This window comes from Segatella copri (genome assembly GCF_002224675.1).
GTDB lineage: Bacteria > Bacteroidota > Bacteroidia > Bacteroidales > Bacteroidaceae > Prevotella > Prevotella copri_U.
Genome location: NZ_NMPZ01000043.1, coordinates 1 through 12,498 on the forward strand (window position 1 = coordinate 1; position 12,498 = coordinate 12,498).

At 45.5% G+C, this 12,498-nt stretch carries 6 protein-coding genes; 1 reads left to right on the forward strand and 5 read right to left on the reverse strand.

The window, feature by feature from the left end; translation table 11 throughout:
- Positions 1 to 554: 554 nt before the first annotated feature.
- The 3 genes from CFT61_RS15785 to CFT61_RS15795 all read right to left on the reverse strand — a co-directional run bounded on the left by CFT61_RS15785 (position 555) and on the right by CFT61_RS15795 (position 4,846).
- Entirely contained in the window at positions 555 to 2,300 is a 1,746-nt protein-coding gene (locus tag CFT61_RS15785; RefSeq protein WP_089545356.1) for a hypothetical protein, read from the reverse strand.
- A 410-nt stretch (positions 2,301 to 2,710) separates the two neighbouring features.
- Positions 2,711 to 3,898 carry an FprA family A-type flavoprotein gene (locus tag CFT61_RS15790; RefSeq protein ID WP_040553662.1) on the reverse strand — a complete coding sequence of 396 codons (1,188 nt, stop codon included), beginning with the start codon at positions 3,896 to 3,898 and terminating at the stop codon, positions 2,711 to 2,713.
- 12 nt (positions 3,899 to 3,910) lie between these two features.
- Positions 3,911 to 4,846, reverse strand: coding sequence for a carbohydrate kinase family protein (locus CFT61_RS15795; protein WP_089545357.1), 936 nt, complete (start codon positions 4,844 to 4,846; stop codon positions 3,911 to 3,913).
- Positions 4,847 to 4,965: 119 nt separating this feature from the next.
- Here CFT61_RS15795 and CFT61_RS15800 point away from each other — a divergent pair, with 119 nt between their 5' ends.
- On the forward strand, positions 4,966 to 6,210 hold the full coding sequence (locus tag CFT61_RS15800; protein WP_089545358.1) for a M16 family metallopeptidase: 1,245 nt from the start codon (positions 4,966 to 4,968) through the stop codon (positions 6,208 to 6,210).
- A 995-nt stretch (positions 6,211 to 7,205) separates the two neighbouring features.
- Here the strand turns inward: CFT61_RS15800 and CFT61_RS15805 are convergent.
- Both CFT61_RS15805 and CFT61_RS15810 read right to left on the reverse strand, forming a co-directional pair.
- Positions 7,206 to 9,860, reverse strand: coding sequence for a hypothetical protein (locus tag CFT61_RS15805; RefSeq protein WP_089545359.1), 2,655 nt, complete (start codon positions 9,858 to 9,860; stop codon positions 7,206 to 7,208).
- Positions 9,861 to 10,351: 491 nt separating this feature from the next.
- Positions 10,352 to 11,995 (reverse strand): hypothetical protein, encoded by a 1,644-nt coding sequence (locus tag CFT61_RS15810; RefSeq protein WP_089545360.1) that lies wholly within the window; start codon positions 11,993 to 11,995, stop codon positions 10,352 to 10,354.
- Positions 11,996 to 12,498: the final 503 nt, after the last annotated feature.

Here is a 12,498-nt window from a genome sequence, read left to right on the forward strand (position 1 = left end):
ATGCTAGAAGAATTTTTTCTATCATAATTTTAATTTTTAATTTATTAAAAATATTCATCTGCGGATCTTAGATTCATCTATAGTCCGACATATTTTATCAGACTAATCTTTTTGATAAGGCATCAATATTTCTAAGTTCGGGACAAAGTTACAATTTTTTTTGTACAATTGACGAGTTTAACATTTTTTATGCAGGATTTACTAAGATTCAGATTAGGGTGAGAATAGTATAAGCGCAAAAGACACATCACCTAACTACAGAATGATATGGTATAGATTATATACTCATGCCATTGGTCTGTTACAATTATTCATTATATCTGATTTCTGCATAGAAAACATACAGTATCTTCGACAACGAACCTAAAATTCTTACAGGATACGTTGTCGAAGATACGAAGATGCTGAGGCTTTACTAATACAACGCATTTATCGTATAAACCATCTACGTCTAAGCAACCATCCTTACCGTGGTGGCAGCAGAGACTCTATGTCCTTATTTGAACTACAAAAACTACTTTTAACAAAAGCAATTTGTCCGAACTAGGGGGTATTTAATCTATATTCCACTGTGCATCAGAATCACCTTCATACCATGTTGTATCATTCTCATAAAAATCGTTTTCTTCCTCGTACAGACTTTCTTGCCGCCAGTTTTCATCTTGTTCTTCTAGACGTTCTAATTCTCTATTTATAAAACCCTCAGACGAAACATTTTCTTTTTCGATTTTTGCCAATATTGTCATAATCCTTTTCTTACCATTATATTTTTGTTTCATCTGTTCAATAACTTGAGACTCTATGTACAAAGAATGATTTTGTAACAATTCAATAATAAAAGAGCTCTTAAATAGAACCATATTCTCAAACGTTTTATTACTATTATCGTATTCAAGAAACTCTGGCTCATAATAATTACTAAACGCAAATAAAGGCTTCAAATGATCTGTCATATTTTCTATAACACTATAACTAATCGCAAGACTTAATGCTCTTTGAATTTTCATTTTATAATCTTCTTCTATATAAAATTCATTTGAAAAGCGTTCAAAATGTAAAAGATACAAATATCCAGAATCTATTAATTCTATTATTTTTTCCGGATATTTTCCTAACATCCACAAGATATTCATACCCGTATACTTTCCCTGTGAAATAGTATAAAAGATACCAGGTACAGCATGTATAACACGCCCAAAGAAGTCTCTACCAGTCTCTGCTTCTAATGTGTACTCACGCAAATCAACAACAACACAAGGTGTTGGTTTTGCAAAATACAATTCAAATGCTATAGTTTTATTTTCATTATAATAATCTTTTCCAAACAGTTTACTTTCTTTATATCTACAGAAAGAATAATAATTATCTGTATAGAATATATTTTTACTGAATGAAGAAAATGGGTCAAAAATCTCTACCTTATAGTTTCTTTTATCCAGTATTGTAAAAGGACTCCAAACTTTCTTGGTGTATCCTTTTTTTTGTCCACATTCATAAGTAAACTCAGAAGAAATCAATTTATTACAAAAAGAAATTTCATCATTACATATTCGAACGTTAGGGAAACCATTTGCAGAATTTGTAAAAGAAGTATGACCATCTGCATATATTAAATGCGTTTTGGCATTTAAATCAAATATTCCATATTTTGTGGCGTATATTGTTTTTTGAACCTCTTCTTTGAGCTCTATGCGATTATAATCCATATCATCAAGAAAATACTCATCATAACAATCATTAGGATTAATATTATCTTCAAACTCACTTTTTAAGAATAGATACCTATTCTTGAAGGCATAATTTGTAATCCCATTAAGATTTCCAGAATATATCTCTTTCAATTGGAAACTCTCATCAATTTGAAATAAAGAACCAACTCTCTCACATTTATCAGTTAAATGCGACAAGATTATATAATCTGTATAATCAAATTTAAATTCATTTCTATTTTCGAAAAAAGCATCTAAATCTACGAAGTCATTTTCTGAAGAATATGTAACTATTCTTTTTATATCTATTGGTCCTAATCCACACAAATCGTTACGAACTACACTATCAACTGTTTTTTTTTCTGAATCAGAAACTATATTGACATTTAAAAAAGAACCTTTTTTATTTATTATATAGGAAGCAGTAAACTCGTCTTCACTGTCGTTTAATTGTTCTTGATTAACATGCAGATATATACAAGAATATCCATTAATAAACTTACCAAAAGCAATCTGACGACAAAAAATTGCTCTTTTTATTTCTTCAATCATAACAGAAGAAAGTACATCACTAAACTCTAAAATTTCCATTGCAAACTATTGTCTTAAAATTACCACACCCATCTACCCCTATTGAAATACTCAATAAGTGTATCTACTATTACCTTGCTTGCTATTCACAAAGTTTTCTTTTTAAATTAAGAATACCTCAAGTAAACTCAATTGTTATTAGAGCCCCAAACCACGCCTCAACCATCGCCATGACTCATAGCAAAGTGTCGGCACTCGGCGTGAGCAGAATGGGTATCTGTGTGCAAAGGTATATAAAATATTTGAAATGCCACTCCTTTTCCGGAAACTTTTTTAGAGAGAAAAACAAAAAAGATAGATGTGGGGGCACACAAGAAAGAAAACAGATGTTCGAAAACAAAGAAAGAGCGGAAAACAACTGTTAACTGTTAACTCTGTTAACCCCCAGTTGTTCTTCCGCCCTTAAACTTTTATTCCGCCAACAGCTTCTCTGCCATCGCTTTACCCAGCGCCTCGCACTGCGCCTTTACCTCTGGAGTAATCGCCTGCTTCATATCTACCGGCTCGCCCACTGGCTCGTAGTGGAGCTTGGTTTCGTTCCACTCCTGAATCTTAGCCACAGCCTTGCTTGCCCAGCAATGAGAACCGTACCAGCCAAGAAGGTGGTTCTTGACGTCCTTATTGGCAAGCTCGGAGAGGAGAACCTCCATCTCGTGATAAAGACCGGCATTGTAGGTTGGAGCACCCACGATGAGGCCCTTGTAGCGGAAGATGTCACGCAGGATGTAGCTGTGGTGAGTCTTCGAGATATTATACATCACGATATTCTTCACGCCTGCCTTGCTTGCTGCACGGGCGATGATTTCTGCCATACGCTCGGTGTTGCCGTACATGGTGCCATAGCAGATAACCAAGCCCGGCTCCGTCTCGTACTTCGACATCTTATCATACATGCCGATAACCTTCTCAATATGCTCGTGCCAAACCGGACCATGGGTTGAGCAGATGTAATCCAGCTCCACGCCAGCCAACTTCTTCAACGCATTCTGAACAGGGATTCCATACTTACCCACAATGTTTGAGTAGTAGCGAACCATCTCCAGCCAGAAAGTCTCGCAGTTGATTTCCGTATCGATGATGCCGCCGTTCAGCGCGCCGAAGCAGCCGAAGGCATCGCCCGAGAAGAGCACCTTGTTCTTCGCATCCAGGGTAACCATGGTTTCTGGCCAGTGAACCATAGGGATAAGAACGAAGCTCAGCTCGTGGTTGCCCAGAGAAAGGGTTTCGCCATTCTTCACCTCTACCACGTCATCGGTAACGCCATAGAAGCCTTCGAGCATTCCCAGGGTCTTCTTGTTGCCCACGATCTTGATGTTAGGGTAATATTTCTTGATGAGGGCGATGGAGCCGCTATGGTCAGGTTCCATGTGGTTGATGATGAGGTAATCGATTTCGCGGTCGCCAATCACCTCGTGAATGTTCTCGAGGAACTGGGTGAAGAAATCTACCTCTACAGTATCTACCAGCGCTACCTTCTCATCGTCAATGATATAAGAGTTGTAGCTCACTCCGTTAGGCAAAGGCCAGAGGCCCTCGAAACGATGCTTGTTGCGGTCGTTAACGCCTACGTAATAAATCTTGTTTGTAATTTCTGTCATATCCTTATATTTTTATAATTCCTTCTTCTTTTCTTCTCCGAATTCCTTGGAAACATAATTGTAGATGTCCTTGCAGCATTCGGTGGAGAACTCCTGGGCGCTCTTCAGGAGGCTATCCCATTGCGCCTCTGTCAATCCGCGGTCGATGTCCTCGCGGGTGATTCCATCCTTGATCAGTCCGAATACGAAACCGGCATTGAAGTTATCGCCGGCTCCGATGGTGCTCACCGGCTTCATCTTCTCCGAAGGATAACTCTTGGCAAAGCCGTTCTCGGCTCTCACCTCTACAGGCTCAGCGCCCTGGGTGCAGATAAACTTCTTGCAGTAGAAACTGATTTCGGCATTATACACCTTATCCGCCTCCGGTTTCTTGTAGAGGATTCCGAAGTCCTCATGGCTGCCACGCACAAAATCAGCATACTCCAGGTTCTCTATCAGATTAGGCGTAATCTTCATAATCTCATTCTGATGAGAAGCACGGAAGTTGATGTCGTAATAGAGGATGGCTCCGTGATTCTTGGCGTACTCCAGGAAACCGGCCACCTGAGGACGAACCACCGGATTCAGGGCGAAGAACGAACCGAAGAGCACGATGTCACCAGGATTGATTTCGGGAGTAGCAAACTCCAGCTGGTCGTGGGGATGATCCTTGTAGAAGATGTAGTCGGCATTGTTGTTCTCGTCGAGGAACGCCAGCGAGAGCGGCGACTTCGATTCCGGAAAGATGCTCACATTGTCGGCATTCACCCCATTATCTCTCAGAAACTGAATCACATACTCACCGATACGGTCGTTGCCCGCCTCGCTGATAAACGAAGCGTTCACGCCCGCACGTCCCAACGAGATGACTGCATTGAACGATGAGCCACCCGGTACTGCCTCTATCGGCTTGCCGTTCTTGAAGATGATATCAAGCACGGTCTCTCCTATTCCTATAACCTTACGCATTGTTTTATGTCTCTATTTATATTTTTTGGGGACAAAGATAATTCTTTTTGGCGATAATGCAAAATAAATGCCCAATATTTTGGATAAATTACATTTTCAATGTAACTTTGCACCTTGAAATGAAATACAATACTTATACATTAGACAACGGACTCCGCATCATCCACCTGCCATCAGATAGCCAGGTGGTGTACTGCGGCTATCAGATAAACGCCGGTACCCGCAACGAGGAGCCGGGCGAGGAGGGCTTGGCGCACTTCTGCGAGCACGTCACCTTCAAGGGCACCGAACGCCGCAAGGCGTGGCACATTCTCAACTGTCTGGAGAGTGTGGGCGGCGACCTGAATGCCTACACCAACAAGGAGGGCACGGTGTATTACTCCGCCATCCTGAAGGAGCACATCGCAAGGGCCGTGGACCTGCTTTCCGACATCGTCTTCCACTCGGTTTATCCGCAGGCGGAAATAGATAAGGAGGTGGAGGTAATCTGCGATGAGATAGAGAGCTATAATGATTCGCCTGCCGAACTGATATATGATGAGTTTGAGAATATCCTCTTCAAGGGTTCGCCGCTGGGGCACAATATTCTGGGCACTGCCGAGCAGGTTCGGGCTTTCAAGACGGAGGATGCGCTACGTTTCACAAGGAAACTTTACCGGCCGGACAATGCGATATTCTTCGCTTATGGGGATATTGATTTCAAGAAACTGGTGAAGCTTATCGGGAGGGCGCTCGCAGATGATGATTCTGTGGAACCTGAAAATTATCCATCTGTGGGACCTAAAAATTATCCATCTATGGGAAAAGAGATTGCCGGGAAGACGATTGTGATGCAGAAGAATACGCATCAGGCTCATGTGATGATAGGAACCCAGGCTTACGATGTGAACGACGACCGACGAATGCCGCTCTATCTGCTTAATAATATGCTGGGCGGACCGGGCATGAACGCCAAGCTGAACCTCGCCCTCAGAGAGCACAACGGCTTGGTTTACACCGTAGAAAGCACGATGGTGGCTTATGGCGATACGGGCACCTGGAGCATCTATTTCGGATGCGATGAGCACGACGTGAAGCGCTGCCTCCGCCTGGTTCGCAAGGAACTGGATAAGTTCATGCAGAAGCCATTGAGCGATGCGCAGCTCAAGGCTGCCAAGAAACAGATTAAGGGCCAGATAGGCGTGGCTTGCGACAACCGCGAGAATTTCGCCCTCGACTTCGGCAAGAGCTTCCTGCATTATGGCTGGGAGAAGAACGTTGACCGCCTCTACGAGCAGGTGGATGAGATTACCGCCGCTCAGATACAAGCCGTGGCTCAGGAACTATTTGATAAAGACAGACTCACCACCCTGATTTTCAAGTAGTTTTTGGAAAGGCTGAAGGCAATGCCCCACACGCCATAAAAGCAGAAGGCAAATCCCCACACGCCCTGGGCTAGGAGTTTTTGGGCTTTCTGCCCGTTTCAACCATACAGTTAGAAAACATCCTCGAATAGAGGTAGAAACAAAGAAATCGGGCTGTTAACTGTTAACCTGTTAACCAACCCGATTTCCTTTTATATATAATGTATGTCTGATGTTTTAATGTTAAACAAAAAAAGGAGCATCATCTGCTCCCTCATTCCGGAAAGCCCCATTGGCTCCCCTTCTACATCTCGGAAGCCCATATTGGCTTCCTACTTTGCTTCAATTACTGTTTCTGAACTTTTAAAGTTCCTTACTTCACTGGCAGCTTAAGCAAGCTTGTTGCTAGCTGCGCCTACTGTTGCAGCAAATGCTACTACTGCTGCGAAAACAATACCTAATACTAACATAATTTTTCCCTTTCTTTACTTTAAATTCAATATTATCCTTTTCTTAACAATCTTTCAATGTTACCCTATTTTCAATCTTTACCTTATTTCTAATACCTCTCTTATCCTGAAATCAATCATTAACCTTTTCCGTATCCTGACTTTTCAATCTTAATCCCTTATTATCAATACCTTTCGTATCCTGAAATTACTAATCTTTTATCCTTCTTTCTTAATTCCGATGCAAAGATACAACTTTCTGTGTTCGCACACAAACTTTTTAGGAGAAAAGTTTCAAAAAGCCCCGATTTCTTGATGAAGGTCAAGAACCTTTACAGAGATGTTACAAAAAGGCGGTATTTTAAAGCTTTTGCCCTTTCAGGGCGACATTTTGTATTTGTTCTAAAACCCAGGGCGATGCCTTGGGCTAGGAGCTTCTGCCCTTTCAGGGCGTATGGGCATTGGCTTCTGCTTTTTTCAGGGCGTATGGGCATTGGCTTCTGCTTTTTCAGGGCGTGCTGACAAAAGCGGGAGCGTGGGACTTTCGCCACGCCCGCTTTACTAGCCTTACGCTGCCATTCCAGGCGTTCCATAATGACCATACTTGGCGATGAACTTAGCCGTCTTGGAGAAGGTATCATCATCGTTCTTCACGATGAAGCCACGCTTCTTCCAGGTGCACAGGAGGACGGCAAGCTTCGTCTTGGTGCCATGAACCATGCAGACTTCCTGAATCTCAGCCTTATCAAAAGTATCATGAACGAAGAGCAGAAGATTGCTCACACCGGATGCATGATAGATAGAACGGGTGTCTGCATCTATCGCCTCCTGCATCTGATTGCCGAAGAAACGCATCTTGCACCACAAATCATACTTCACGCTCCATACGATGAAATCCTCTATCGCCTTCTCCCACTTCTCGCCATTCGCCAGATAAAGCACCATCGCTCTGCGGAAACCATTCGCCAAACTGCGCTTGGCAAACTCGGCGTAAGGCTTGTTGTAAGCCAACTGAGCCAGTTCCATAAGCTCACTGCCCAGGCGCTCGATAAGCTGGCGAGCCTTCCTGCACTCCTTGAAACCGCTGGTGGCATTCAGCTGATGGATGTAAGGAGCCAGCTGCGACTTGAACTGCGCATCATAATTCCCCACAACCGGACAAGGAGCGAACTCGGGAAGGAAGATAGTGGCAAGCGACAATCGGCTCACGGCTCCATCAGCTACTTCACGAACCGAGAAGAACTTCTGGGTAACGGCGATGGTGCTGGAAGCATTCCAGTTGAAGCGGGTCTTTACGCGGGCGGTTACGCTCTTGGTGCCCACACGCTCCTGACCGTCTTCTGAGTTGTCCCAGCAGAGACGGATCAGCTGGCTAGGGTCGTTGAACTTCCTGAGCATGTCCACCTCGTCCATCTTGCAGTAGAGATAGGCGCCGCCAGCCTTCTGCACGTCGTCGAGACGCTGGATGTAGGCAGCACGGGTAAGGTCGGGCGAAACGATGCGGATGCAGATGTCTTCCGGGCGAACGGGCTTCTTCTTGTTGTCGCCCATGGTGTTCACCTCGTCCTTCCAGTCCTGCTCCTTCTGACGGTTCACCTTATCCATCTGCACCAGGTCGTCGATGATACAGTCGATAGGACCATTTACCGCCGATTTACCAGACGACATAGGAGCTACGAGCAGGTTCATCATCGCTGCCTCGTGCACCTGATTGTCGATGTAACGGAAGGTTACGCCCTTGAGATGAGCGGCAAGCGGAGGAAAGACCGCCATCGCCACAGCCGGCTTGAAATCGGCTGGCACCTTGCTGGTGAGCAGCTTGATGAGCTTAGGCAATCGGGCAGGCATCTGAGGGGGAACATCAGCGTAGATTCCCGCCTTCTCGGTGGCCTGCTTGGCGAGATAGTTCTTGCGGGCGAGGTCCACTGCCTGCTTCACGAGCTGGGGCATTTCCGAGGATTGAGCTACCTTGCAGGCGCTCTCTACAGAGGCGAACGCCTTCACCTCATCTTCGCCGAAGATTTCGATTACCTGCTTAATCCAAGCCGCCTCGCTATTGCAGATGTATCTGAGCAGGCAGGCTTCACGATAGATGAAGTTGTTGCGGTTGCCATGGGCAGGAGCACCGCCCATCAGATCCACCAGCGCCTTCACAATCTCCTCGTAAGGAACGCCATCGTATGTCTGCTCATACTGCGCAGCATTGGCAGTCCTTCTCGCCTTCTCCTCCTCGCTCTCGACAGGCTGGAAATCTACGGTTGGAGCGAAGGAAGAAGAGCTCTGAGAAGAGGAATTCTGAGAAGATGACTTCTGAGATGAATATGGATTCTGGGATGCTCTTACCTGGGCAGAATCTACATCCAGCGGACGACCGTCAATATCCAGTCCTCTCTTTCTGTAAGCCTCACGATATTCTGCCACGGCTTCCTCATCCAGTCGCTTGTACCAGTCGTCGGCAGTATAGATCTGGCTCACGGCATCGGTGATGAAGATGATGCGCTCGGGGGTAACGCAGCTAGGGTCTTCGGTGGCATGGATGAGCTTGCAGAAGGCGCTCTGAGCCTCAGCGATGGTCATTCCGACAGGGATACGGATGTCGATGTGCGCCTTGTTGCGGGCCGAACGTTCCACGTGAAGCACTTTTCCCTTCCAAAGCTCGATGTCATCGGCAGAGAAAATCTTCTCTCTGAAGAGCTTCTCCTGCGGGTCATCAAACATTCCGTTCAGCAGCAGGGCATTCTTCACCGCCGTCTCCACCTCCTCCGGGTTGTCGATGTCAACGGTGGTTTGGAAGGTGAAGGTCTCCGGGTCGATGGTTTTCTGGGCACGATGGTCATCGAGGAAGTGGAAGTAGTGAGGAGAGCGGAATGGCAGCTGCTTCTTGAGGACGGAAATCTGCTTGTCGAGCTGCTTGAAGGTCTCGCCTGCCTTCACCTCCTCCTGCTTCTTGATGATGGCGAAGGCAAGGTCATCCTCGTTAGCATACAGAGATGCATCTACCGCATCAGCCGCCTGCTGCAGCATCTGGTTCTGCTTGGCGGTGAGGTCGCGAATCTGACCTACGAGGGTGCTGAGCCAAGGCTGCTTGGTAAGCTCGGTGTAGTAATCGAGAAGATAAGAGGAAATCTTACCCATGTTCGCATTGCGGTTAGGGTTCATGGCGATGAGACGGCTGCTCATCTGCTTACACTCCTCAAAAGAGATCTTACTAAAATTTGACATGATAACAAAAATTTAAATTAAAAACAAGACGAGAGATAGGCTCCCGCCGCTCAACCGTTCGGAAAAGCAGTGCAAAAATAAGGAATAAAAGAAGCGTTTCCAAACGTCCGGGAAAATAAGATTGTAAAGGTATAAAAGCAAGGCGAAATGGTATAAAAGGGCAGAAAAGCGGTATAAAAGGGGTATAATAGTTGAGGGGAAAGAGTCATAACACACCTCTTCTTAATTTATCAAGAACGCAACTCCGTCAGGCGTCCCGGCGGATTTGCAATCCGCCGTTAAAAAAGGTTCGACCTATTAAAACGGGGGATTTTTAATCCCCCAACAAAAGAAAAAGCATACTCCTTGCTGCGGGCATACTCCTTGCTGCGGATTGCAAATCCGCAGATCCTAAATAGGTTAGGACATTTTTTAACGGCGGATTGCAAATCCGCCGGAACGCCTGACGGTCTTCATCAATCAATCTACATCTATCAATCTTCATCCTCCTCTTAATACTCTTCCTCTTCAAAATCATCATCATCTTCCTCGTCTTTTTTGCTCGGCAGAAGATCCTCCAGGATCAGATGTTCCAGCAGGGCTTGTTCTTGCATGAGTTTCTTGAAGGCATCAACGATGTCGCAATAATGGTTGAACTTGTCGGACCTTACATTCCATTTCTTCGGATGAAGACGCCCCCACTCCAGCGCATCATGTCTTTCAAACATAGGCGCTGCAGCTTGCGTAAGATCCTTCCTTTTGCAGCAAGGAGCCAACTCATCGCTCCCTTTATCCAATTCCTCATATTGCTTTTCCAGATAATCGCAGAAGGCTGTCTGACTGTCAGAATTATAAATCCCCCAATCATTCAGCATACGGAATACCGGATACCAGTCGGATTGGTTTTTTATCAGAAGATTACCCGTACTAGGCTTATGCCAAGACGCCATTTTAAGGATAGCTTCATCCACCAGCACCCAGAGTTTCTTCTTGCGCTCGGAGCCCGAAAGCCTCTTCCCCACCAACTTCATCGCCAGCAGCGCCTCCTCGTTGCCGTGCTTGCCCCACTGCTTCACATCGCTCACCCTGCCGTTCATAATCATCAACACGATGCCCGAAAGCAGCTGGAGCATCATCTTGCGAGGCACACGCTTATAGAATACCTGACGGAGGAAATCTACCGGGTCGGCCTTGAACGTGGGATAGAGCGAATATGGGAAGGCATAGAGCTGCTTTTCTATGGCGTCCAGCTGGTTTTTATAGTCGTAGGCACCCGTCTGCTTCTGCTTGAGGGCGATAGGCGCATCTACGAAGAACGACTGGGCTGCCCGTTCACGATAAGCGGAACTGGTAATGAATCCCATCTCCGTATACAGTTGCTCGCCCATGCGATGGATTTCCTCATCGTCTATGAGGTCGAGGTTGTTGAGAATGCGGTTTCTCGTCTGCGTCATCTCGCGCGAATAATCGCTTCGCTGTATTTCCATGAAGCTGCTGAGCCGCTCCCTAGCCTCTTCCAGGTTGTCGCGCAGCTCTGCCTCCAGCGCCGACCGGGAATCGGCATCAAGAGGGTTCTTATCGGCTTCAGCGGAATCTGAATCACGAGAAGAATCTGAATCATGAGAAGAATCTGAATCACGAGAGGAATCTGAATCCCGTGAGAGTTGCTCCTGGATGCTGATGATGTCGTTGATGACGCCTTCCAGCATCATGGTGCAATCGCTGAAACGGGTCAGCTTGTCGATGGGCAAAATGGGTCCGGAATAGTGCCAGCCGTCATAGATTCTGTCATCATAGATTTCCCTGCGTGCCAGCTCTATCTCCTGCTCAGAGACGTCCACGCGCGCCTCCACTATCAGCTGGAGCCCCGACTTCTCATCTGCCCCCTCCTTGCTGTTGCTTCCCAGGCATCGGGTGCGCAGGTTTCTGCCCTTCCGGGCAATGATGAGGGCTCTTACGTCCTCGCCCTCCAGGGCTGAGACATAGCCGATGAAAAGCTGCTTGTCGTAAGCCTTTACAGCCAGCATATCAAAGGGGTTGGCGTCATCGGGCACGAGGCAGATGGTTCTGCCCTCTGCCTCCCTGGCGTATTCTACCTCACGACCTTTCACGTCGTTGTGGGTAAGACCTACTATATGGAATTTCAGTTTTTTCATTTTATGTTGTTATTATTGTTTTTATGTTGTATTTTGTTTGATGTTGTTATAGTCGGGTACAAAAGTACGGCTTTTCGATGAACCCACCAAGCATTCTTGTTTAAATTTCCTAAAAGAGCATCTGGGAGCTGCAGGGGTTAACAGGGTTAACAGTTAACAGCTGTTTTTTCCTACCTCCCCCTTGCGTACCTTATTATATTAAATATATATATACTTATTTTTATATATGTGTGGGAGGGGGAGTATGCATTTTTGGGGTGTTAACTGTTAACCTGTTAACTCCTGATGCGGATAATGAGGGGGATGAGAGGGCATCTATGAAGACCGAGCCTAGGCATCATTGATGACAACGGGAGGTCTTAATAGAAGACGGAAAAAGATGAAGAACAATGAGTTACAAGGCAAAAAGCTATGAGTTTTGGGTTAGAAAGCTATGACTTAGATTGTTTAACATAAAGCTCTAAAGCAGCCAAAAGAGAATAAGAGAGGTTGGAACGTAAACA

Coding starts and splice junctions, on each gene's coding strand:
- CFT61_RS15785 (WP_089545356.1), bottom strand. CDS start 2,300: ATGGAAATTTTAGAGTTTAGTGATGTACTTTCTTCTGTTATGATTGAA.
- CFT61_RS15790 (WP_040553662.1), bottom strand. CDS start 3,898: ATGACAGAAATTACAAACAAGATTTATTACGTAGGCGTTAACGACCGC.
- CFT61_RS15795 (WP_089545357.1), bottom strand. CDS start 4,846: ATGCGTAAGGTTATAGGAATAGGAGAGACCGTGCTTGATATCATCTTC.
- CFT61_RS15800 (WP_089545358.1), top strand. CDS start 4,966: ATGAAATACAATACTTATACATTAGACAACGGACTCCGCATCATCCAC.
- CFT61_RS15805 (WP_089545359.1), bottom strand. CDS start 9,860: ATGTCAAATTTTAGTAAGATCTCTTTTGAGGAGTGTAAGCAGATGAGC.
- CFT61_RS15810 (WP_089545360.1), bottom strand. CDS start 11,995: ATGAAAAAACTGAAATTCCATATAGTAGGTCTTACCCACAACGACGTG.